Source organism: Marinospirillum sp. (genome assembly GCF_044810985.1).
Lineage (GTDB): Bacteria > Pseudomonadota > Gammaproteobacteria > Pseudomonadales > Halomonadaceae > Marinospirillum.
The window spans coordinates 1736018-1758698 of sequence record NZ_CP085242.1 but is presented as its reverse complement, the minus strand read 5'-3'; the positions used below and the strand labels follow the sequence as shown (position 1 = coordinate 1758698).

The following is a 22681-nucleotide window of genomic DNA, read 5'->3' as shown; positions in this document are numbered from 1 at the left end:
TCATGACACCTGCCATCAAACTGCTGCAACAAAAGAAAATTGCCCATCAGGTTCACGAATACAACCATGATCCCGCTGCAGCCTCCTACGGGCTGGAAGCTGCGGAAAAAATGGGTGTGTCCCCGGAGCAGGTCTTCAAAACCCTGGTTGCTGCCGTGGATGGCAAACAACTGGTCGTCGCCATCCTACCGGTTGACCAGCAGCTCAGCCTGAAGAAAATCGCCAAAGCTGCCAAAGGCAAAAAAGCCGCCATGGCTGACCCGGCCCAGGTGGAACGCACCACCGGCTATGTACTGGGTGGCGTCAGCCCCCTGGGCCAGAAAAAAGGCTTACCGACCTTCATTCACCACAGCGCCAAAGCTCTGGAACAAGTCTACGTCAGCGCCGGAAAACGCGGCCTGGAAATTCAGTTGGCTCCCGGCGATTTGCAAGGCCTGACCCGAGCAGAGTTTGCGGAAATAACCGGATGACCTGCAGCGACTGTGCAAGACACCTGTCCGCCTGTTCGCTAAACTAAGTCATTGAATCTATGTCAGTGAAACTAGGATAACCATGAAGCGCTTTTTCAACACTGCAGGCCCCACCATTCGCCAGGATCACTACCATCTGGAGCCTTTGCAGCGGGTGGACTGGGAAGAAATTCAGCACCTGATTGCCAGTAAGCGTTATTTTGTCCTTCATGCTCCGCGCCAGACGGGCAAAACCACCACCCTGCTGGCGATGATGAAGGAGCTGAATGCAGGCAATGACTATGTTTGTGCCTATGCCAATATTGAAGGTGCCCAGGCCGCCCGTGGTGATGAAACCCAGGGCATACCTGCGGCCTGTGATGCGATAGTGGACTCAATTGTCCGCTTTGTTGAATTTCCAGACTTGGCTGCTTGGTATGCCCGGATCAAATCAGAAACAGAACCACAGCACCTGCTGACACGGTTGCTTGAATACTGGGCCAAACATTCCAGTAAGCCCACAGTTCTCCTGCTTGATGAAGTGGATTCACTCATTGGTGACACCCTGATTTCCCTGCTGCGTCAGATCCGAGCCGGTTATGCCCAGCGTCCTGATTTCTTCCCCCAGGCGATCATTCTCTGTGGTGTGCGTGATGTCCGGGATTACCGGATGCACCAGCCGGGTCAGGAAGTGATCACCGGAGGCAGTGCCTTTAACATCAAAGCCAAGTCATTGCGGATGGGTAATTTCACCAGGGAAGAAACCCGCGCTCTCTGGTTGCAACACACCGAAGCAACCGGGCAGATTTTTGATGAAGCTATTTTCCCTGAACTCTGGGAGGATTCACACGGCCAGCCCTGGCTGGTTAATGCTCTGGGCCATGAAGTCACCTGGGAAAACCGCGAAGCAAGAGATCGCAGTCGCCCGATTTCTTTGGTGGATTACCAGCAAGCCCGCGAAAGCCTGATTTATTCCCGCGCCACCCATCTGGATCAACTCAATGACAAGCTGAAGGAACCCAGAGTGCATTCGGTCATTGCCCGTATTCTGAGCACCGATGATGAAGATGCCCAAGGCTTGAATATGGATGACCTACAGTATGTGGAAGACTTGGGGCTGATCACTACCCGCCCTTCGGTGAAAATCAGCAACCGCATTTACCAGGAAGTCCTACCACGGGAGCTGACCTGGCCCACCCAGGTGATGATCGCCAACCAGGAGCAGGTTTGGTACATCAACAAGGATCACAGCCTGAATATGCCAAAGCTACTGGAAGCCTTTCAGCAGTTCTTCCGTGAACATTCGGACAGCTGGTGCGAAGGCTTTGATTACAAGGAAGCTGGCCCCCAGCTTTTAATGCAGGCTTTTTTACAGCGAATCATCAACGGGGGAGGGCGCATATCCAGGGAATACGGCCTGGGCACTAAACGCACTGACCTGCTGATTGAATGGCCGCTTGATCCCGAACAAGGAATGTACGGTCCCCTGCAGCGCGTGGTGATTGAACTCAAGATTCAACGCGGCAAGCTGGATACCCTCATTCAGGATGGCCTCAAGCAGGTGACTGACTACCAGCAGCGCGTCGGGGCAGAAGAAGCCCACCTGGTAATCTTCAACCGCAAAAAAGGCGTGTCCTGGAATAAAAGGATCTGGCAGAAAGAAGAAAAGGTTGCCAATCAGACAATCCGAGTGTGGGGGAGTTAGCTTGAACCTTTAACCACTGAACCCAGAGCTTGCCACTTCCAACAATCTGATTAGAATAGCTTTCCTTCCATTCCTGTAGGTTGCCTCTTTTCATGACCAAGTATTTTTCTCGGCACTGGTTAGCCAGTGCTCTGGTGGCTTTTTGTGTTGTATTTTCCGGTGGGTCTTTTGCTGAAAAGGCATCGAATCAAAACTCCGATGGCCTGGCAATGGCCAGTTGGAATATTGAGCGGCTGGGGCATGGCAGCAACAAGGATTATGCTGTGCTGGGAGTGATTGGCAGCCATTTTGACTTTATTGCCGTTCAGGAGGCCATGACATTGGAGGGCCTTGAGGCTTTTCAGCAAGCCTTACAGGTGCAGACGGGTGAGTCCTGGGAAATGCTTTATTCCCACCGTATCGGGCGTTCAACCTACAAGGAAAAATACGCTTTTCTGTGGCGACCGCAGCGGGTGGAGTATCTGGATGGGGCCGTGGTTTACCTTGATCCGGGTGATTTGTTTGCCCGTGAACCCTATTCGGCGCGCTTTCGGGATTTAAGCACGGGTGATGAATTTGCGGTGGCCACTGTGCATATTGTTTATGGCCAGCGTATCAGTGATCGCACGGAAGAAATTGAAGAGCTGGCGCGTTACTGGGAGTGGCTGCATGAAATTTACCCCAACACGCCGGTTGTTCTGATGGGGGATTTTAACCTGAAGCCCCAGCATTCGGCCTGGCAACCCCTTTTACAGGCAGGTGCTCGGCCCTTGATTACAGAAGGCGCGACCACTCTGTCTGCGGTGGATGGGCGTTATGCCAATCTTTATGACAATATCTGGATCAAGGATTCCTGGTCATTGTCTATCAGCCAGGTGGGCATTTTTCAGTTTCCGAAGTTGCTGGAAATCAGTCATGAGCAGGCGCGTCGGCATATCTCGGATCATGCCCCTGTTTATTTGCTGACGGCCTCGGCACAGTTGCGTGGTGCTGAGTTTCCTGATTCCGGTTTGCCAGCAACCCAGGCTGATTCAGAACTGGAATCATCCGCAGACACCCAGAGTTTGATGATTGGTCATAAGAATTCAAAAATTCTGCACCGACCGGATTGCCCTTCCTATTCGCGGATCAGTGAGAAAAACCGGGTGTATTTTCAGTCTGTGCAGGAAGGGTTGGACGCCGGTTTTCGTTTGGCTAAGAACTGCCCCTGAAAGCTAAGTTATAGGAGGTTTCTTTGTCGCATTTTAAGCTTGCCCTGTTACTGGGTATGACGGTGGCTCTGGGGCCTCTGGCGTTGGATGCCTATTTGCCGGCTTTCCCGGAGATCGCTGCCAGTTTTGCCATTCCCCACTCGGATGTTGGGTTAACGCTGAGCGCCTATGTGATGACTCTGGGTCTGGCCCAGCTGGTGGGTGGGCCCTTGTCGGATCGTTATGGGCGCAAGGTGATTCTATTCACGGGTCTGGCTGTTTTTGCAGTGGCCGGTGGCTGGGTTGCCTGGGCCGATACCCTGGGTGAAATGATTTTCTGGCGGGTGCTCCAGGGGGTTGGTGGTGCTTTCTGTGCCGTCTCGGTGCCGGCGATTGTCAGGGATGAGGTCAGTGGTCAGGATGCTGCCCGGCTTTTTGGCCTGATCGGCCTGATTATGTTCATAGCTCCGGCTGCTGCACCTGCCCTGGGTAGCTTAATGTTGGCTTTTGGTGACTGGCACTGGATCTTTCTGCTGTTGACCGGTTATGCGGTGGTTCTGGCTTTGGTGTTGCAGTGGGCTCTCTTCCCGCATTTGACTCCCAGGCCGCCTGCCATCACGCCGGTTAAAACCCTGGTGACCAACTATTGGCTGGTGCTGCGCCACAAGGCAACCATGCGCTTTGTGGGCATTCAGGTGTTTTGTTTCAGCGCCATGCTGTTGTTTATTACCCACGCCTCTTTTATTTATCAGGAGTGGTTTGGGTTATCGAACAGCCTTTTTTCCATTCTTTTTGCCGCCAATATTGCCCTGATGGCGGTGTTTAATCTGATCAACCGGCCCTTGCTGAGGCACTTTCCATCCGTTTTATTGCTCAGGAACCAGGTGATTCTGCAATTTTTGGCCTTGCTGGCGCTGGTGGTGACCGTGTTGCTGGATGGCCCCTTCTGGCTGGTGGCAAGTTGCATTATTGCTGCGATTGGCTGCCAGGGTGGGATTGTACCCAACAACATGGCCAATGCCCTGGAGTTTTTCCCCCGCCTGGGGGGAACGGCGGCTGCCTTGTTGGGAGCTTCCCAGTTTACTCTGGCCGGGGGAATCAGTGCCCTCTCGGCCGCTTTCTGGGGTGATGCCCTGCTGCCCATCGTGATCAGTATGCTGGCGTGCTCCCTTGGTGCCACGCTCTTGGCGTTGGGTGCTCCGGCTGCGGTGGCCCGCGAGAAGGCCGCCGCTTAATCCTCGGCCAGAAAATCCTCACGCGACAGGCCGTATTTCTTGAGCTTGTCGTAGAGGGTTTTGCGCGGCAGGCTGAGGTCTTCCAGGGTGCTTTTGATCGAGCCTTTATTCCTTCCCAGAGCCTGTTCAATCAGGCTTTTTTCAAACATTTCGACCTGTTCGGGCAGGGTCAGTGGCTGGCGATTGCTGTTGCCGAACATCAGCTGTTCCAGATCATAATCACAGGTGGCTCCCAGCAGCACATAGCGTTCAGCCAGGTTGCGCAGCTCACGGACATTGCCGGGCCAGTCATGGCTCATCAGGATGGAAGCCTGGGCGGGTGTGGGCGTGGGCGCTTCCAGGCCGGAGCGGGTGGCGGCCACCAGAGCAAAGTGTTGAAAGAGCAGGGGAATGTCTTCGCGCCGGTCTCGGACTGGCGGCAGGTCAAGGGTGACGACATTCAGCCGGTAATAGAGGTCTTCACGAAACTGGCCTTCGGCAGAGGCCGCTTTCAGATCGGTTTTGGTGGCGGCAATGATGCGGATATCCAGGCTGACCTGGGCATTGGAACCCAGGCGTTCCAGTTGCCTCTCCTGAAGTACCCGCAGAAGTTTGACCTGCAGGCTCAAGGGCATGGATTCAATTTCATCCAGAAACAGGGTGCCGCCGTTGGCGTGTTCAAATTTGCCAATGCGGCGTTTATTGGCACCGGTGAAGGCTCCGGGTTCATGCCCGAAGAGCTCGGATTCAATAATACTTTCCGGCACGGCTCCGCAGTTGATGGCAACAAAATTCTTGCCGGAGCGGGCGCTTTGTTCATGGATATAACGGGCCACCAGATCCTTGCCGGTGCCGGTTTCACCCCAGAGCAGCAGATCGGTTTCCACTCGCGCTATCTGGTTGGCCATGGACATGAGTTTTTTGATTGGTTGGGTGCGCCCCAGAACACGCGGGCCGGGAGCAGCATGGCGGGCCAGTTCTTCACGCAGGTTGCGGTTTTCCAGAGTCAGACGACGTTTGTCCAGAGCCCGGGCAACGATATCCAGCAGGATTTCATTGTGGAAGGGTTTTTCCAGAAAATCGTAGGCGCCTTCGCGCATTGCGGTCACCGCCGTGGAGATATCGCCATGCCCGGTGATGAGGATGACGGGCAGGTCGGCATCCAGGCTGCGGGCTTCCTGCAGAAATTGCATACCATCCATGCCGGGCATGCGGATGTCGGAAATCACGATTCCGGGCCATTCCGGGGTCAGGGTTTTGAGTGCCTGGGGGGCCTTGTCAAAACTCTGCACCTGATAACCGGCCAATTCCAGGGTTTGTCCCAGACTGATGCGCAGGTGTTTTTCATCATCAATGATAATGACGGGCAGGGGTTGTTCAGACATGCGTTTCACCTGGGTTGTCCTGAGGGGTTTCCGGGTAGCTGGCCGGTAAATAAAGACTGAAAACAGCGCCGCTTACCGGTGCGGTTTCTGCCGGTTCATGCAGTTCACGGAAGTGCAGGTGGTTGCCTGCAATCAGTTTGCCGTTCAAATCCTGGGCGATACGATTGGAGATGGAGAGCCCCAATCCCAGCCCTTGCCCCGGTTCTTTGCTGGTCACAAAAGGATCGAAGATTTCTTCAAACTGGTCAGGGGCGATTCCGGGGCCGGTGTCCCAGACCTGGATTTTAACCCAGTCCTGACCGGTTTCTTTTTGATAGGTGACACCCAAACGAATTTTTTTGCGGTCACTGACTTTGATGGCATGCAGGGCATTGGACAAGAGATTCACCAGAAGCTGTTCCAGGCGCACCATATCGGCCAGCACGAAAACCTCCTGATCGGGAAAGTCCATTTCGATCTCCACCTGCTGCTGTTCCAACTGGTTGCGATAAAGACGCAGAGCATAGTCGCAAGCAGCCTGAACCGAAACAGGAACCAGCTGCTCACCGCTTTTGCGGGAAAACATCTTCAACTGGGCACTGATTTCCGCCATGCGCTCAGTAAGTTCCAGAATCTGTTCCAGATTGGAATCGGCTGTCTCCGGGCGGTTTCTGGCCAGAAAGGTTCGGGCATTTTCAGCATAGCTGCGCAGAGCCGCCAGAGGCTGGTTGAGCTCATGGTTGATGCTGGCGGACAACTGACCCAGAACCGCAAGCTTGGCGGTTTGCACCAGCTCTCTCTGGGTGGAGCGCAGCGCGGTTTCCGTTTGCTGGCGCTGCTGGATTTCTTCCAGAAGTCGCCGGTTGCTGGAAGACAGGTCGGCCGTGCGTGCTGCGACCCGGTTTTCCAGTTCATCATGCGCTTCCTGAAGGGCACGATGTGCCTCTTCTTTCCAGGCTTCCTGCTTTTGCAGGACACGGCGGCGTTGCAGCAGATAAAAAGCAGTGAACGCCAGGATGACCAAAGCAAATCCGGTGAGGAGAGTGATTTGCAGCACCTGTTTGCGCACCGGGTCAAGTCGCTTGATGATGTGGGCCTGCCAGCCGGCTTCGGGCATTTCCTGGCTGAGCATCAGGTAATCCTTGGGCAAATCATCACTCATGCGAATGCTCAGGCGCTGGGCTTCAGCAGAAACAGGTTCTTTTTCCTGGACGGGAAGAGGCTTCAGGATGCGACCTGCATAGCGCAGGGATTCATTGATTCTCTCCAGTTCTGCGGTTGACAGGCGCTCCAGGGTGGAGAGTCGCCATTCCGGGCGGGAGCTGATGAAAATGACTCCATCCGGGTCGGTGACCAGCAGCTCCCCGGAGGGGTCTCGCCAGGGTTCTTCAATGGCGTGGATTTCGATTTTGACCACCAGCACACCCTGAACCTCATCCTGATAATGCACCGGAAACGAGAAGTAGTAGCCTCGGGCACCGGAACTGGTGCCCAGGCCGTAAAAGCGGCCCTGTTCACCCTGCATGGCTTCCTGAAAGTAGGGGCGAAAGGAAAAGTTCTGGTTGACGAAGCTGTCCACCCGCCACCAGTTGCTGGCTGCAAGGGTGGTGCCCTGGGCGTTCATCAGATAGATATCGGAAACATCGGCAATGGCCCGATAGGTATCCAGGGTCAGATTCAGTTGCTGCAGCTTGTCCTGATCCGTATCCGGTTTGAGGTAGAGGCTGAGATCCTCCTTGGTGGTCAGAAGCTCAGCCAGGTAATCGTATTTTTGCAATTTGCCGCGCAGGGCCGTGACATGCAGCAGCAACTCGTTGGTGGCCTGCTCTTCCAGGTTCTTCAGCTCCTTGCTCCAGGTGAGCAAGGCCGTTTGCCAGAGAAGCAGGACAGCAAGCAGGCCGATCACCAGCAGGTGCAGCCATTTCCATTGCAGGAACTTTTGTTTCAGTCTTGGAAGCATAAATACCCGGTCGTTTTAAACAGCAACCTGCACACGCCTCAGAGCACGCTGGATACGGGTTTCCTGCTTGGAAAGTTCCAGGAGGCCATCCTCAACATAAACCAGGTGTTCGTGGGATTTGGTTTGTGCCCTTTCCGGGTCGCCTTCGAGAATCGCATCCAGCAACTCCTTGTGTTGCGTATAAAGCAGAGGGCGGGAATCCTTGCGCTCAAAAAGGCTGGACAGGTTATCGACAATGCTTTTTTCCAACAGGTTGAAAAGGCCGCGCATGGAGTGGAGCAGAACCACATTGTGCGCCGCTTCGGCAATCGCCAGATGAAAGGCTGCATCGGCCTCAGCCTCACGCACCGGGTTCATTTCATCATAGGTGGCTGTGAGTTCTTCAAAGCGTTTTTGCAACAGCTCCTTGTCGGCCGGGGTGGAGCGCAGAGCCGCATAGTAGGCGGAAAGCCCTTCCAGGGCATGGCGAAATTCCAGCAGGTCATAGTGAAACTCGGAATGACTGCCCAGCAACTGCATCAAGGGATCACTGAAGGCCGCCCCCACCTGTTCACTGACATAGGTGCCACCGCCCTGTTTGCTGGTCAACAAGCCTCGGGCTGCCAGCTTTTGAATGGCTTCACGCAAGGAAGGGCGGGAAACACCAAACTGGGTTGCCAATTCACGTTCCGGGGGCAGTTTTTGCCCAGGCTTGAAGCTGCCTTCCACAATCATGCTTTCCAGTTGCTGCATGATGACATCAGAAATGCGGCGGGTTTCGACTCGGGTGTAACTCATGATGCTGGCTTCCTGCAGAAAAGGGTCTTTAAATTGGTATGACCAATAATTTAACAATTTTTGATCAGGAAATAAAGGCGGGCACTGGAGAGCTTTCCAGTTTACGGGAAATTGATAGGCAGGCCAATTAGTTAGGGGTTGCTGGGTGGTTCTGCTGCGCTGCAGCCTAGTGAGAGCGCGGATTAGACAAAAGTAGCAAATGTTACATTCCTTGTTTGACAGGGATGCTCAAGCTGCCTAGGATTAGCGAAATAAATCTTGTAAATTGGTATGACCAATTATCAAAGAGTACAAGAAGCAAGCACACAACCAACCAGAGCGCCTGCTGATGAGTGATGCAATCAAAGTTTATCCCGGTAAGCCGGAAAAGGTGTATTTCTATGCCACCTGCCTTGTGGATATGTTTTACCCGGATGCGGGGATGGCTGGTATCCAGTTGCTGGAACGCGAAGGTATTGAAGTCATTTTTCCCGAAAACCAGACCTGCTGCGGTCAGCCTGCCTATTCTTCCGGTTTTAATGACCAGGCGCGTGAAGTCATCCTGCCGCAGCTGAGCCTTTTTCCCGAAGATTACCCCATTGTGGTGCCTTCCGGTTCCTGTGGCGGCATGATGCGCAAACACTACCCGGAGCTTTTTGCAGGCACTCCACAGCAGAGTCAGGCCGAAGCCGTGGCAAAACGCACCTGGGAGCTGACAGATTTTTTACTTCAGGTCTGCCAGATCAAGCTGGAAGACAAGGGCCAGCCCATCAAGGTTGCCATGCATACGTCCTGTTCGGCACGCCGCGAAATGGGTGTGGCTGAAGTTGGCCCCAAGCTGTTGGGTCAACTGGATCAGGTGGAGCTGGTGGAGCAGGCCCGCCCTGCAGAATGCTGTGGCTTTGGGGGCACCTTTGCAGTGCGCCATGCTGAGATTTCCGGTGCCATGGTTCAGGACAAGGCCGAAGCCATCCAGAAGGCGGGTGCGGAACACTTTGTCACCACCGATTGCGGCTGCCTGATGAATATTGCCGGTTATTCGGAAAAGCAGAAAATGCCGATGCAGGGGCAGCACATCCTCAGCTTCCTCTGGGAGCGTCTGCAGGCCGAAGGCAAGACCCCGGAAAATGCCGGAGGCAGCCAATGACCAGTCAACAGGAAGCCGTTCAGGAATTCCATCCCCGCGTACATGCTGCTTTGGGGAATCCTCAGATTCGCAACAACTTTCGCAAGGCCATGGATGGTTTGATGACCAAGCGCAGTGCTGCCTTTGAAGGTATGGATCTGGAAGCCCTGCGTGATCTGGGTGCCGCCGTGCGTCTGCGCGCTTTATCACGCCTGCCGGAATTGCTGGAACAGCTGGAAGCCAACCTGCAAAAGCAGGGCATCCAGGTCCACTGGGCCGAAACCGGCGACCAGGCCTGTGAAATCGTGCGGGATATCTGTCAGGCCCGTGACGCGAAAAAGGTCATCAAGGGCAAATCAATGGTGTCCGAAGAGATGGAACTCAACCACTATCTGGAAGAAGCCGGAATCGAAGCCCTGGAATCCGATCTGGGTGAGTACCTGGTTCAGCTGGCTGAGGAAACCCCTTCGCACATCATCATGCCCGCGATTCACAAGAACACCGATGAAATTTCCGAGCTGATGCATGAAAAAACCGGCACTCATCGCTCTAAGGACGTGGATTACCTGACCGCCAGTGCCCGTCAGCAACTGCGGGAAAAATTCATGCAGGCCGATGTCGGGGTTTCCGGGGTCAACTTTGCCGTGGCAGAAACCGGCACCCTGTGTCTGGTGGAAAATGAAGGCAATGGCCGCCTGACCACAACCACTCCGTCCTGCCATATTGCTGTCACCGGCATCGAAAAAGTGGTCGAGAAGCTTGAAGACGTGACGCCCTTGCTGGCGCTTTTGACCCGTTCAGCAACCGGACAGCACATCACCACCTACTTCAACATGATTTCCTCGCCTCGCAAGGCGGGAGAAAAGGATGGCCCGGAAGAGGTTCACCTGGTGTTGGTGGATTCCGGTCGTTCAAAGATTTATCAGGATGAAGAACTGCTTGATACCCTGCGGTGTATCCGCTGTGGTGCCTGTATGAACCACTGCCCTGTATACACCCGTGTCGGTGGTCATGCCTATGGCACCACTTATCCAGGCCCGATTGGCAAGATTCTGATGCCGCATCTGTTGGGTCTGGAAAAAACCCAGGATCTGCCTTCAGCCTCCACACTCTGCGGTGCCTGTGGCGAAGTCTGCCCGGTCAAGATTCCCATCCCCAAACTCTTGCAACGCCTGCGCCAGGAGGCCGTGGACGGTGACTCTTTACGTCCCTCAGTGGTGGCCGGGCATGGCATCAAGCGTCGCAAGCTGGAGCTTCTGGCCTGGAAAGGCTGGACCTTGATGCATGCGCGCCCTGGTCTTTACCGCTTCTCCACCCGCTGGATGGCACGCCTGCGCGGTCTGATGCCCGGCAAGCTGGGTGGCTGGACCGATTACCGCAACCCCCCCAGGCTGGCTGGAAAAACACTTCAGCAAAGATTGCAGGAACGCCAGCAGCAGAAAACCGGAGGCCAGTCATGAGCCAGGCTCGTCAGAATATTCTGGGTCGTCTGCGTGAAGGCCGTCAGGCCCTGAGCGACAGCAAACATTTTCAGGTGCCTGCCAGTGATTTTGCCCTGGTCAGAGACAGAAGCTGGAACGCAGCGGAAAAACTGGATCTCTTCCAGCAGAAAATCGAATCCGTGCATGGCGAAGTGCACCGTATTTCAGCAGACACCTGGATACCGGAGTTGATTCGTCTTTTGGCCGAAAAGAAAATCCGCAATCTACTGGTCAGTGATCGCAAACAACCTGCTTTGGAACTGCGTGAACAATGGCATGCAGATCTGCCCCAGTTGCTCAGCTATCAGCGTCCTATTGAAGACTGGAAGAGCGAACTCTTCAACCAGGTGGATGCCTCCCTGACCACCTGCCGTGGCGGAATTGCCGAAACCGGCTCACTGATTCTCTGGCCGGATGAAGACGAACCCCGATTGATGAGTCTGGTGCCGCCCGTGCATTTTGTCCTGCTGCAAGCGGATCAGATCTACAGCACCTTTTACCAGGCCATGTCTGAACAAGGCTGGGCTGAGCAAGGCATGCCGACCAATGCCCTGCTGATTTCCGGGCCATCCAAAACCGCCGATATCGAACAGACCCTGGCCTATGGCGTACATGGGCCGGCGGAGCTGGTGGTGTTGGTGTTGGAATAGTTGAGAGGTAGATTCTCAAGCCTGTTGCGGTGCATTTGAAGTTCCATGAAGGAGCAAGTGACTGCTTGACAGGCTGTCTGCAACAGGACGTTGCAGCCGACCTACAAGGATGTAGGAAGTGCAGAGATTCATCAGGAATGAATTCTGCCAGAGTTTACAGGGAAGTATTCACACGTCCTGGCAAGTAGGTTACTTGCTCGTGAGTTCAAGCTAAGGATTACTGGCATTAACTGTTTTCTTTCTGTTTGTAGTGGCAGACAGAAGCGAAAAGGGGCTTAAGCCCAAAAAAAGACCCCGAGGTTCCTTTGTGAGAGGGGGAAGCCTCGGGGAGATGTCAATAACGACAACAAGAGCATTTAAGCAATAGGAAATATACCATGTCTGAAACCCTGCTGTCCTTACTGGCCTTTGCGCCTTTGGTACTGGCTGGCATTTTGCTACTGGGCCTGAATCTGCCTGCCCGCATTGCCATGCCGATTGTCTTTATCGTTACCGCCCTGATCGGCCTTTTTGCCTGGGACATGACCTTTTCCCGGGTTGCTGCGTCCAGCTTTCAAGGCTTGATCCTGACCGGTGCCATTCTCTGGATCATCTTTGGTGCCATCCTGCTGCTGAACACCTTAAAGCATTCGGGGGCCATTACGGCCATTCGTACCGGCTTTTCGGACATCAGCCCGGATCGCCGCGTTCAGGCGGTCATCGTAGCCTGGTTGTTCGGCTGCTTTATTGAAGGTGCTTCCGGTTTCGGTACACCTGCTGCCGTTGCGGCTCCGCTGTTGGTTGCGCTGGGCTTCCCGGCACTGGGTGCGGTCATGATCGGCATGATGATTCAATCCACACCGGTATCCTTTGGTGCGGTGGGTACGCCCATTGTTGTGGGTGTCACCGGTGGCCTGGATCGCTCCGGTATCACTGAAGAATTGGTTGCTAATGGTTCCAGCTGGGAAGTCTTTTACCAGTTGATCACTTCCCAGGTTGCCATCACTCATGCCATTGTCGGCCTGCTGATGCCGCTGTTTATGTGTATGATGCTGACCCGCTTTTTCGGCAAGAACAAGTCCTGGACGGAAGGTCTGGCGGTAGCGCCTTTTGCGATTTTTGCCGGTCTGGCTTTTGTACTGCCTTATGCTGCTGCGGGCGTTTTCCTCGGCCCCGAATTTCCGTCAATGATTGGTGCCCTGGTGGGTCTGGCCATTGTTGTTCCTGCCGCCAAAGCAGGCTTTTTGATGCCCAAAACCCCCTGGGATTTTGCCGACGCCAAAGACTGGCCTGCTGAGTGGATGGGCAAGCTGGAAATCAAAATGGATCAGATTGCCGGTAAAATGCCCATGTCCGGTTTCAAAGCCTGGACACCTTACATCCTTCTGGCTGTGATTCTGGTTATTTCCCGCGTCAGCCCTGAAGTGAAAGGCTTCTTCACCAGCTTCCTGAGCTTTGGCTGGAGCAACATTTTGGGTGAAGAGGGAATTTCCGGGGCCATCCAGCCTCTCTACCTGCCGGGCGGCATCATGGTCATGGTAGTGGCCATCACCTACTTCCTGCACCAGATGAAGTTCAGTGAAATGAAAGCCGCTTTGGGTGAATCCTCAAAAACGCTTTTGGGTGCCGGTTTTGTACTCATCTTCACCATTCCCATGGTGCGGATTCTGATCAACTCGGGTGTGAATGCCGCTGATTTGCCTTCCATGCCAGTGGCTATGGCGCAACTGGTGTCTGAAAGCGTCGGTGGAATTTACCCACTCTTTGCCCCGCTGGTGGGTGGTCTGGGTGCCTTCATTGCCGGTTCCAACACGGTATCCAACCTGATGCTGTCACAGTTCCAGTTCAGTGTCGGTGAATTGCTGGGCATCTCCAGTGCCATGCTGGTTGCCCTTCAGGCCGTGGGCGCTGCTGCCGGTAACATGATTGCCATCCACAACGTGGTTGCCGCTTCGGCTACTGTGGGCTTGCTGGGACGTGAAGGTCGGACACTGCGCATGACCATTATCCCCACCATCTACTATCTGGTGTTTGCCGGTATCATCGGCCTGATTGCCATTTATGGCCTCGGTGTCACTGATGGGTTGATGTAGGGTTATCGGTTAACAGGTCAAGCAGGGGCAGCTTTGTCAGGACGCGTGAATACGTCCCTGTAAGCTCTCGCCACAACTTCCTGTTGTGGAGAGCCTGACAAAGTACCCCTGCTGACCTTTCAGCAAGTATAGAGACCAAGGCCGCGGCAAGGTTGTTTGCGTCAGCGAGGCAGGAAGCCGAGCGCAGGTGTACATTCAGGATAGAATGTCCACCTGAAAAGCAAATGGCCTTGCTTAAGCGGCCGTCTTGAACCTCACAGTTTGTTTTTTCTTCAAGGTAACTTTCCCATGACCTCACCCTACACCGAACTGCAATCCGCCTTGTCCGCGCACTTGCCTGAAGATCGTCTGATCAGTGACGAGCTACGGACTTTGGCTTATGGAACGGATGCCAGTTTCTATCGCCTGGTGCCGCAACTGGTGGTGCGGGTGGAATCAGAAGAGGAAGTCCAGTTGGTGCTGGCTGAGTGTGCCCGGCGTGGTCTGCCGGTGACTTTTCGGGCGGCAGGAACTTCGCTGTCCGGTCAGGCGGTGACAGATTCGGTGCTGATTCAACTGGGTAATGGCTGGAAAGATTATCAAATTCTGGATGACGGCCAGGCGATTCGTCTGAAGCCGGGCATCATTGGTGCTCAGGCCAACAAGTATCTGGCACCTCTGCAGCGCAAGATTGGCCCTGATCCGGCTTCAATCAATGCCTGCATGATTGGTGGTATCGCCGCCAATAACGCTTCGGGTATGTGCTGCGGCACAGCCCAGAATTCCTACAACACCCTCAGGGATGTCAGGGTGGTTTTTGCCGATGGTGGGCTGTTGGATACTTCAAGCCCCAAGTCGGTTGCTGCTTTCAAGGCCAGCCACGGAGAGTGGCTGCAACGCCTTCAGGCTCTGGGCGAGGCCACTCGTGCCAATACCGAGCTGGCCGATAAAATCCGCCATAAGTACCGTTTGAAAAATACCACCGGCTACAGTCTTAATGCCCTGGTGGATTTTACCGAGCCGCTGGAGATTCTCAAACACCTGTTGATTGGCTCGGAAGGCACCCTGGGCTTTATCAGTGAGATCACCTACAACACAGTTCCTGACTATCCGCACAAGGCTGCGGCGCTGATTTATTTCCCCGATATGGAAGCTGCCTGTCGGGCCACCACCGCCATGAAGCCATCGCCGGTTGCTGCTGTGGAGCTTTTGGATCGTGCTGCCCTGCGTGCCGTGCAGGACATGCCGGGCATGCCATCAGATCTTAAAGACTTGCCGGAAGGAGCAGCGGCTCTGCTGGTGGATGTGCGTGGCAGTGACGATCAACACCTGGAGTCCAATATTGCCCAGGTAGAGGCCACTCTGGAGGGAATCAAAACCCTGCGGCCCGTGGTTTTTACCACGGACATCAAGACTTACGAACTCTACTGGAAAATCCGCAAGGGTACTTTCCCGGCGGTGGGGGCCGAGCGGGTGATCGGTACCACGGTGATTATTGAAGATGTCGCCTTCCCGCTGGAGCGTCTGGCTGAAGGCGTTATTGAGCTGCAGGCCCTGTTCAGAAAATACCACTATGACGAGGCTATTCTTTTCGGTCACGCTCTGGAAGGCAATCTGCATTTTGTGTTTACCCAGGGCTTTGATGATCCCGCCGAGGTCAAACGTTATCAAGCGCTGATGGATGAAGTGGCGCAGTTGGTGGCCGTCAAATACGGTGGCTCGCTGAAGGCCGAACACGGCACCGGGCGCAACATGGCCCCCTATGTCGAGCTGGAATGGGGCAGTGAAGCCTATGCCCTGATGAAGTCGATCAAGCAACTGTTTGATCCTACCAATCTACTCAATCCGGATGTGATTCTTTCCGACAATGCCCAGATTCACCTGCAGAATCTCAAACCCCTGCCGGAAGCCGATCCCTTGGTGGATAAATGCATTGAATGTGGTTTCTGTGAAGCGGTTTGTCCTTCGCGGCGACTGACCCTGACACCCCGTCAGCGGATTGTGATCTGGCGGGAACTGCAGCGTCGCCGTCAGGCCGGAGAACCCGCAGCGGATATAGATCGCCTGGCTGAAGCCTATCAATACCAGGGTCTGGATACCTGTGCAGCGGATGGCCTCTGTTCCACCCAGTGTCCGGTGGGGATCAATACCGGTGATCTGGTACGCAGTCTGCGGCGGGAACAGAACTTCAAGCATCTGGACAAGGCCCAGTGGATCGCCAGCCACTTTGATGGGGTGACGCGGATGGCGCGTGGGGGGATCAAGTTGGCCAATCTGGGTCGCAAGATCCTTGGTGATTCCGGGATGTCGGCGAGCATGACGGGTTTGCGCAAACTGGGTGTGGGTGCCGTGGGGCACTGGCGGCCCAGTATGCCTCAGGCAGCAAAGCCTTTGCAAAAGAGCCAGCCCAGAGTTGCCGCCCCTGCTGACCCCCAGGCGCCCAGCGTGGTTTATTGGCCTTCTTGTGCCACCCGTGTTTTTGGGGTCTCCTCAGCGGCCGGTCAACAAGAGGATATCAAAGCGGTCACCTTGAACCTGCTGCACAAGGCGGGCTACCGGGTGATTATTCCTGAAGGCATTGATAGCCTCTGTTGTGGCATGCCTTTTCAGTCCAAGGGGCTGTTTGAGGTGGCGGATAAAAAACAAAGTGAACTCCTGGCTGCTTTGCATAAGGCTTCCAACCAGGGGGAATGGCCCATCGTCACGGACACCAGCCCCTGCAACATGAAACTGGATGAGGGTAATTTGTTGCCGGAGTTGCAGTTGTATGAGGCCAGTGAATTTGTGGCTGAACACCTCCTGCCGCGTTTGCAGATCAAACCCAAAAATGATCGGATTGCTCTGCATGTCACCTGCTCGACAACTCGACGAGGCAAGGGTGAACTGCTGATCAAGCTGGCACAAGCCTGCACGGAAACCGTGGTGCTACCGGAGTCGGTCACCTGCTGTGGATTTGCCGGGGACAAGGGTTTCCAGCAGCCGGAGCTGAATGCTTCCTCACTGCAGGATTTAAGCCGGGAAGTGGCCGGTTGTGTTGCCGGTTATTCCAATAGCCGCACCTGTGAGTTGGGTCTGGAAGAGCACGCGGGGATCCGTTACCAGTCGATTCTTTATCTGGTGGATGAGGTCAGTCAGCCGGTAAACAGGACTATTGCTGAATAAAGACTTTGTCTTCCTTGAGGATAAAGGTCACCTTGTCCAGCTCCTTGTTGACCTCATACTTGTGACCGGCAATGCAGATCAGAGTGCCAGGGTAGGCGCGCCGGTTGATCACAATTTTTGAGGCATAATAGCGCCTGAGCTGCTCTTCAATCTGACTGATGTCCTTGTTGAGCTGGGCTCCTCGAACCTCCAGAGTTTCCTTGGCCCGGATCAGTTGGTCTTTCTTTTTGGCCAGCTCTTCACGTCCGGCCTGTTTGGTCTTGCGGGCCAGCTCAATGAGTTGATATTTCTGGTCTTCCATGTGGTTGAGCTGGGCCAGCAGTTCGGTATAGGTTTCCTGTAACCCGGCTGACTCACCCACTTCCAGGTGGGTTTCAGTGTAGGCCAGCGCACCGCTGGTGCTCATTTCCAGGCAGTCGGCAGCCTTGAGGGAGCCACCCACCACCTGCCCCTTGCCCTGCACCTGAATATAGGTTTCCGAGCTGAGGTGGGAGTGCATGACCTGGTTGCCAATAATGATTTCCTGTTTGGCCTGCATTCGCGCCTCATGGGCAAAGCGGGCCTTGATGCTGCACTCGGCAACCAAAGCGGCCTTATCGGTCATGTATTCGCTGCCGGTATGGCCGATGACACCTCCAAGGCATTCAATATGTCCGCCCGCTTTGATAAAGGCGGCATCCACCACCCCGCCAATCTTGATATCCCCCGTGGCGATGACCTGCATGCCATCGCGCACATCCCCCTTGATCTCAATACTGCCACGATAGCGGATATGGCCGGTTTCTATATCCACCTTGTCAATTTTTAAAATGGCTTCCAGATGCACGCCTTTTTCGCTGATTACCGGCAAGCCGGAACTGGCGGCAATCAAGAGGTCTTCATCCTCCTCAGCGGGTTTGACGCTGGCATCCTTGATCTTGAACTGGATATCCTTGCCATCTTTGGCGCGGATAGTCTTGCCGGTGACCGTCATGCCAGCTTTGCCCTTGGTGGGCGGGTAGCGACGCATCAGGGGGGTGTTTTCCTCAATCATAGGAAATTCACCCAGATCCAGGAAATCCACCGTGCCGTGTTCATCTTCCTGAGGGCGGCGGTCGGAAGCATCTTCGATCAGGGTTTCCAGGCGGGCATCCACACCGTTTTCGTGACCTTCACCATAGGCAATCACGGTGCAGTAAACATCGGCGCTGTTACGCAGCTTCTGGTTGAGTTCTTCGCTGGCCAGCTTTTCAAGTGTGTCTTCCATGATGCCGTGACTGACCTTGGATTTTTTCAGAACCTGATCAATTTGTGCACGGTCAACCGGCTTGCCTTGACCCTGAGCACCAAAAAGAACCATACCGGCGAGGAGCTTGCTGGGGTTGAGAAAGACTTCCACCCGGCCATCCACCGGAATGCTGATGCAGATATCCTTGGCTTCACGGCGGCGCACCGTATCCAGAAGCACAGAAACACTCTGAGGGGTCAGTGGAAATTCTTCGGGGCGAAAACCGGCATCCTGGGTGATCTGTTGAAACTGCTCCTTGCTGAGCTCGCGGCTGGTTTCCAGGGGATCAAAAGCAACCCACAGTTCCCGGCTGTCTTCATGGAATTGATAAGCAAAACCCAGTTCCAGGGCACTGGGGAGTGGGGCCTCGCTACTTGGCTTTTCAGGTTTCTCGCCCACGGCTTGCTCCTTATTAAATATCCTTACTGCATCTTTAGATGCCAGCATAAAGCCTTTGCAACTATTTCACCAGACTGATGCTGATCAAGACCTGGCTGATTAGTTTATTTAGGATTTTACCCCTTCAGAGGAAGGCTTTATAGTGAATTCTTGAAATGGAAAAGGAGACAGGAAATGACCCATCAAACTCTAAGCATTGCCCTGATTGGCGCTGGAAGGACAGGCACTCCCCTTTTGAAAGACCTGATGCAATACAGCTATATCGAGATCGTAGGGGTGGCTGATATTGATTCCGACTCACCGGGAATGCGCCTGGCAAAGGACAAGTCGATACCCTGCTTTACCCAGCCCATGGATTTGGTTCGGGAAGCGGGTGAGGTGGATATTCTGGTTGAGGTTTCCGGCGATCGCAGCCTGAAGAACACCATCAAGGCGTACTATGAAGAAACAGGCAATCGCAAGACACTGATCATGCATGATCTGATTGCCCGTCTGTTGATCAGTCTTTGTGACCGCAGCCCTCATCTGATTCCGTCTTTTCACCCGGAAGATGAAGGCATCGGCTGAAAGCCGTCTTCAGTCAGCTTAACGGCGTTTTTTGCGCTCTTTTCTGGCTTCCTTGGTCAGCTTCAACTGGCGGGCCTTGGCGGCTTCACGGCTGGTTTTGGCTTCAGGGGCATAGGGATTTTCACCGCTGCGGAACTCAAACCTCAGCGGTGTACCCGTCACCTTGAGTACCTTGCGGAAGGTATTCATCAGGTAGCGTTTGTAGCTGTTGGGCAAAGCATCGGTTTGATTGCCATGCACCACAATAATGGGGGGATTAAGACCACCCTGGTGGGCATAGCGCAGCTTGATGCGACGTCCGTTGATCATGGGTGGCTGGTGTTCGCTAACCACATCCTGCAGCAGGTTGGTCAGGCGATTGGTCGACCAGTGACTGGTGGCTGACTTGTAAGCCTTTTCCACCGAGCGGAACAGCTCACCCACTCCCGTGCCGTGCAAGGCTGATATGTAATGAATATCAGCGTAATCTACAAAACCCAGGCGGCGGGTGACTTCTTTTTTGATATTGTCTTTGACTTCCTGATCCAGCTTGTCCCACTTGTTGACCGCCAGAACCAGGGAGCGACCTGATTCCAGAACAAAGCTCAACAGATGCAGATCCTGATCCACCAGCCCGGTGCGAGCGTCCATCACCATCACCGCAACATTGCATTCCTTGATGGCCTGCAGGGTTTTGACGATGGAGAATTTTTCCGCTGTTTCCGTGACATTCTTGCGGCGACGGATGCCTGCGGTATCCACCAGGGTGTATTTTTTCTCATTACGCTCAAAGGGGATGGTGATGGCATCGCGGGTGGTGCCGGGCTGGTCGTAAACGATAACCCTTTCCTCACCCAGAATGCGATTGACCAGCGTGGACTTGCCGACATTGGGGCGGCCGATAATCCCGAATTTGAGTTCGCGGTCGGCATGCTTTCTGGACTCTTCGGCCAGACCTTCATCGTCTTCTTCTTGCAGAGGTTCTTCTGCCGCCTCTTCTTCCTGACTGATCGGCTGATTGCCGGGCAGGCTTTCCAGCAGTTCGGTGATCATGCTGGTGACACCGCGGTTATGCACAGCAGCAATCAGGTAGGGCTGACTGGTCATGCCCAGAGCATAAAACTCGGCACTCCAGGCCTCGGCATCCAGGCCGTCGGTTTTGTTGACCACCAGGTAGGCTTTTTTGTTGTTTTCCCGCAGGTACTGGGAAATCATTTCATCCGCAGTGGTCAGGCCTGCACGGGCGTCGACAATAAAGAGCACAATATCGGCTTCATCAACGGCCAAAAGGGACTGACGTGCCATTTCGGCGTCGATGCCTTCTTCATCACCACTGATACCCCCGGTATCTATGACGATATAGGGAAAGCCGCCCACCTTGCCCTGGCCGTATTGACGGTCACGGGTCAAGCCGGGAAAATCGGCCACGAGTGCATCCCTGCTGCGGGTTAAACGATTGAAAAGGGTGGATTTACCGACATTGGGTCGGCCAACCAGGGCAATAACAGGAAGCATAATTAGTCTTTCTTAAGGGTGAATAGCCCGAGGCGACCGCGAATGGAGTGAACCAGGAGGCGATCTTGATGAACAACAGGGGTACTGCGGATGCCATCCAGGTCAAATGCCTGGCGGCCGGTTACTTCACCGGTATCCGGGTCCAGCAAGTGAAGGTAACCCTGGTAGTCGGCAACAACCAGCTGCCCTGAAAGCATCACGGCTTCGGTCAATTCGCGTCCGAACAGGGCCTCCTGTTTCCAGAGACTGCTGCCGGAAGCAAGATCCAGGGCATGAATGCGGCTGGCTTCATCGACGATGAAAACCCGCCCCTGATCAATCAAGGGCGAATGAAAACTGGAAATATCCTGACTCCAGCGACTACGGCCCGAGAAAGGGTCCAGAGCCTGGGTTTGCCCCTGGTAGCTGTTGACGATCAGCAGCCCCTCCGCAATTCGTGCCTGTCCATCAACATCCACCAGGCGTTCAATATCGGTACGCCCCTGCGGCTGAGCAATCTGGGTATCCCAGTTGGCCTGCCCGGAGGCGTTGTCCACCGCATACAGCTTGCCATTGGCAAAACCGGCCATAACCTGGGTGCTGGTGAGGGTGGGCGAAGCCGTTCCTCGCAGGGTCAGTGAAGGGGTCAGGCTGTCAAAACTCCACAGCTGGCGTCCGGTGTCCGCGCTAAAAGCGGTCAGTTTGCCGTCTGCCGTTTGTACTACGGCAAGATTGTCCTGAACCTGGGTCGGGCTCAGGGCTTCACTGCTGAGTTCGGTCTGCCACAGCTGCTCGCCTGTTCGGGCATCCAGAGCCAGAAGTTCGCCATTTTGCGTGACCACAAAGAGCTTGTTGTTTTCCAGGGTTAAACCGGCACTGATGCCCACGCCCAGCTCTTGAGTCCAGAGGGTTTTGTTGAAATTCAAAAACCCGCCTTCCAGATCAAAAGCCTGCAGGTAGCCCTGAGTGTCACCACTGATCAGTAACTGCTTGTCCAGGGCCGGTTGCAAATCATAACCGCGCCAACGCTCGCCATAGCCGGAATGATCCTGCCATTGCTTCTGCAGACTGGCGGTATCGGAATGATCCGGCAGGGGCTTGGGCGGGTATTGCGGCTCGGGCAGACTGCTGCACCCCGAAACCAGCAGCAGAGCCAGAATCAGGGTGGAGGATTTTTTAAGAAGATTGGACTGACGGGCGTGCATCAAGCATCCCCACGTGAGGCCAGGCTGTCCAGCTTGATTTCCACCAGAGGAGCGGATTCCCCTGCAGCACGGCTGGCGTCCAGGGCTTTCTGGTAAGCCTGGCGGGCCTGCAGGGCTTCACCCTGGGACATCAGAAGATCGCCACGCAGAGATTCAAAATCGGCAGTGAAACCCCCAGCATCGGGAACATCCAGAAGAGCCAGAGCTTCACTGATCTGATCCTGGGAGTTGAGAATACGCGCCAGACGCAGGCGGGTAACCAGCTCTATCGCTTCTACGCTGGTGGATTCCAGGGCTGTGCGCAAATGGCTCTGTGCCTGCTCAAACTCATCACGCTCCACGGCCAGGCGCGCAGCAAACAGGCGGGCATAATCAGCATAAACGGTTTTATCAAAGTCACTGGTCAGCTGTTCAATCAGGGCGGTTGCCTGAAGATCACGCTCTTCACCCGTGCCATTGGCCACCACCTGGGTCAGTTGACTGTAGAGAGTGGAGGCTGATTCTGCCTGGTTGGCCTGATAACTTTCCCAGCCTTTCCAGCCGCCGACACCAGCCGCAGCAATGACAACACCGGCCATCAGCGATTTGCCGTTTTTATTCCACCACTCTTTGAAGGATTCAATCTGCTCTTCTTCGCTGCGCATAGTCCGTCCCAGTCGTTATCAATGCTAAATGAGGGCTAT

Annotated in this window: 17 protein-coding genes; 10 read left to right on the top strand and 7 right to left on the bottom strand. The window is 54.6% G+C overall.

Annotated features, from left to right (window positions below):
* Positions 1-2: 2 nt before the first annotated feature.
* From ybaK to LG323_RS08390, 4 genes are all read left to right on the top strand, one after another.
* Positions 3-470: a Cys-tRNA(Pro) deacylase gene (gene ybaK, locus LG323_RS08405; RefSeq protein ID WP_404414822.1), complete on the top strand. Its 468-nt coding sequence runs from the start codon at positions 3-5 to the stop codon at positions 468-470.
* A gap of 82 nt (positions 471-552) precedes the next feature.
* Positions 553-2154: an AAA family ATPase gene (locus tag LG323_RS08400; RefSeq protein ID WP_404414819.1), complete on the top strand. Its 1602-nt coding sequence runs from the start codon at positions 553-555 to the stop codon at positions 2152-2154.
* A gap of 92 nt (positions 2155-2246) precedes the next feature.
* Positions 2247-3344: an endonuclease/exonuclease/phosphatase family protein gene (locus tag LG323_RS08395; RefSeq protein WP_404414817.1), complete on the top strand. Its 1098-nt coding sequence runs from the start codon at positions 2247-2249 to the stop codon at positions 3342-3344.
* Between the two features lie 23 nt (positions 3345-3367).
* Positions 3368-4558: a multidrug effflux MFS transporter gene (locus LG323_RS08390; protein WP_404414814.1), complete on the top strand. Its 1191-nt coding sequence runs from the start codon at positions 3368-3370 to the stop codon at positions 4556-4558.
* Here LG323_RS08390 and LG323_RS08385 read toward each other — a convergent pair.
* The 3 genes from LG323_RS08385 to LG323_RS08375 are packed head-to-tail and all read right to left on the bottom strand — an operon-like array spanning position 4555 to position 8638.
* Positions 4555-5922 carry a sigma-54 dependent transcriptional regulator gene (locus tag LG323_RS08385; protein ID WP_310697745.1) on the bottom strand — a complete coding sequence of 456 codons (1368 nt, stop codon included), beginning with the start codon at positions 5920-5922 and terminating at the stop codon, positions 4555-4557. The two genes, LG323_RS08390 and LG323_RS08385, sit on opposite strands and share 4 nt — an antisense overlap.
* The gene (locus tag LG323_RS08380) at positions 5915-7861 is read right to left on the bottom strand and encodes an ATP-binding protein (RefSeq protein WP_404414811.1); all 1947 of its coding nucleotides are present in this window, start codon (positions 7859-7861) and stop codon (positions 5915-5917) included. Before LG323_RS08380 ends, LG323_RS08385 begins: the two co-directional genes overlap by 8 nt.
* A 15-nt stretch (positions 7862-7876) precedes the next feature.
* Complete coding sequence (locus LG323_RS08375; RefSeq protein ID WP_310697747.1) at positions 7877-8638, bottom strand: FCD domain-containing protein; 762 nt, start codon at positions 8636-8638, stop codon at positions 7877-7879.
* 328 nt (positions 8639-8966) lie between these two features.
* Here LG323_RS08375 and LG323_RS08370 point away from each other — a divergent pair, with 328 nt between their 5' ends.
* The 5 genes from LG323_RS08370 (at position 8967) to LG323_RS08350 (ending at position 17087) form a co-directional block, all read left to right on the top strand.
* A complete protein-coding gene (locus LG323_RS08370; protein WP_404414808.1) occupies positions 8967-9764 on the top strand; it encodes a (Fe-S)-binding protein in 798 nt (265 codons plus the stop codon).
* Positions 9761-11203: a LutB/LldF family L-lactate oxidation iron-sulfur protein gene (locus tag LG323_RS08365; RefSeq protein WP_404414805.1), complete on the top strand. Its 1443-nt coding sequence runs from the start codon at positions 9761-9763 to the stop codon at positions 11201-11203. The genes LG323_RS08370 and LG323_RS08365 overlap by 4 nt, the downstream gene beginning before the upstream one ends.
* Positions 11200-11874 (top strand): lactate utilization protein C, encoded by a 675-nt coding sequence (locus LG323_RS08360; RefSeq protein ID WP_404414802.1) that lies wholly within the window; start codon positions 11200-11202, stop codon positions 11872-11874. Before LG323_RS08365 ends, LG323_RS08360 begins: the two co-directional genes overlap by 4 nt.
* A 377-nt stretch (positions 11875-12251) precedes the next feature.
* A complete protein-coding gene (locus tag LG323_RS08355; protein ID WP_404414800.1) occupies positions 12252-13946 on the top strand; it encodes an L-lactate permease in 1695 nt (564 codons plus the stop codon).
* A gap of 288 nt (positions 13947-14234) precedes the next feature.
* Positions 14235-17087, top strand: a complete 2853-nt coding sequence (locus LG323_RS08350) for an FAD-binding and (Fe-S)-binding domain-containing protein (RefSeq protein WP_404414798.1) — start codon at positions 14235-14237, stop codon at positions 17085-17087.
* Here the strand turns inward: LG323_RS08350 and LG323_RS08345 are convergent.
* The gene (locus LG323_RS08345) at positions 17074-18753 is read right to left on the bottom strand and encodes a FapA family protein (RefSeq protein ID WP_404414795.1); all 1680 of its coding nucleotides are present in this window, start codon (positions 18751-18753) and stop codon (positions 17074-17076) included. The genes LG323_RS08350 and LG323_RS08345 overlap by 14 nt on opposite strands.
* A gap of 174 nt (positions 18754-18927) precedes the next feature.
* Between LG323_RS08345 and LG323_RS08340 the strand changes: the two genes are divergently transcribed.
* Positions 18928-19320, top strand: a complete 393-nt coding sequence (locus tag LG323_RS08340) for a hypothetical protein (protein WP_310697728.1) — start codon at positions 18928-18930, stop codon at positions 19318-19320.
* An 18-nt stretch (positions 19321-19338) separates the two neighbouring features.
* On the opposite strand, the gene der is transcribed toward LG323_RS08340, so the two are convergent.
* Genes der through LG323_RS08325 form a run of 3 tightly spaced genes read right to left on the bottom strand, consistent with a single transcriptional unit; the run spans position 19339 to position 22642 of the window.
* Positions 19339-20814, bottom strand: coding sequence for a ribosome biogenesis GTPase Der (gene der / locus LG323_RS08335; protein WP_310697727.1), 1476 nt, complete (start codon positions 20812-20814; stop codon positions 19339-19341).
* A gap of 2 nt (positions 20815-20816) precedes the next feature.
* Positions 20817-21998, bottom strand: coding sequence for an outer membrane protein assembly factor BamB (bamB, locus tag LG323_RS08330; protein WP_404414791.1), 1182 nt, complete (start codon positions 21996-21998; stop codon positions 20817-20819).
* On the bottom strand, positions 21998-22642 hold the full coding sequence (locus tag LG323_RS08325; RefSeq protein ID WP_404414788.1) for a YfgM family protein: 645 nt from the start codon (positions 22640-22642) through the stop codon (positions 21998-22000). The genes bamB and LG323_RS08325 overlap by 1 nt, the downstream gene beginning before the upstream one ends.
* Between the last annotated feature and the right edge of the window lie 39 nt (positions 22643-22681).

What these genes read in the sequence shown, in the direction of transcription:
- ybaK (WP_404414822.1), top strand. Translation starts at nt 3, where the DNA reads ATGACACCTGCCATCAAACTGCTGCAACAAAAGAAAATTGCCCATCAG.
- LG323_RS08400 (WP_404414819.1), top strand. Translation starts at nt 553, where the DNA reads ATGAAGCGCTTTTTCAACACTGCAGGCCCCACCATTCGCCAGGATCAC.
- LG323_RS08395 (WP_404414817.1), top strand. Translation starts at nt 2,247, where the DNA reads ATGACCAAGTATTTTTCTCGGCACTGGTTAGCCAGTGCTCTGGTGGCT.
- LG323_RS08385 (WP_310697745.1), bottom strand. Translation starts at nt 5,922, where the DNA reads ATGTCTGAACAACCCCTGCCCGTCATTATCATTGATGATGAAAAACAC.
- LG323_RS08380 (WP_404414811.1), bottom strand. Translation starts at nt 7,861, where the DNA reads ATGCTTCCAAGACTGAAACAAAAGTTCCTGCAATGGAAATGGCTGCAC.
- LG323_RS08375 (WP_310697747.1), bottom strand. Translation starts at nt 8,638, where the DNA reads ATGAGTTACACCCGAGTCGAAACCCGCCGCATTTCTGATGTCATCATG.
- LG323_RS08370 (WP_404414808.1), top strand. Translation starts at nt 8,967, where the DNA reads ATGAGTGATGCAATCAAAGTTTATCCCGGTAAGCCGGAAAAGGTGTAT.
- LG323_RS08365 (WP_404414805.1), top strand. Translation starts at nt 9,761, where the DNA reads ATGACCAGTCAACAGGAAGCCGTTCAGGAATTCCATCCCCGCGTACAT.
- LG323_RS08360 (WP_404414802.1), top strand. Translation starts at nt 11,200, where the DNA reads ATGAGCCAGGCTCGTCAGAATATTCTGGGTCGTCTGCGTGAAGGCCGT.
- LG323_RS08355 (WP_404414800.1), top strand. Translation starts at nt 12,252, where the DNA reads ATGTCTGAAACCCTGCTGTCCTTACTGGCCTTTGCGCCTTTGGTACTG.
- LG323_RS08350 (WP_404414798.1), top strand. Translation starts at nt 14,235, where the DNA reads ATGACCTCACCCTACACCGAACTGCAATCCGCCTTGTCCGCGCACTTG.
- LG323_RS08340 (WP_310697728.1), top strand. Translation starts at nt 18,928, where the DNA reads ATGACCCATCAAACTCTAAGCATTGCCCTGATTGGCGCTGGAAGGACA.
- der (WP_310697727.1), bottom strand. Translation starts at nt 20,814, where the DNA reads ATGCTTCCTGTTATTGCCCTGGTTGGCCGACCCAATGTCGGTAAATCC.
- bamB (WP_404414791.1), bottom strand. Translation starts at nt 21,998, where the DNA reads ATGCACGCCCGTCAGTCCAATCTTCTTAAAAAATCCTCCACCCTGATT.
- LG323_RS08325 (WP_404414788.1), bottom strand. Translation starts at nt 22,642, where the DNA reads ATGCGCAGCGAAGAAGAGCAGATTGAATCCTTCAAAGAGTGGTGGAAT.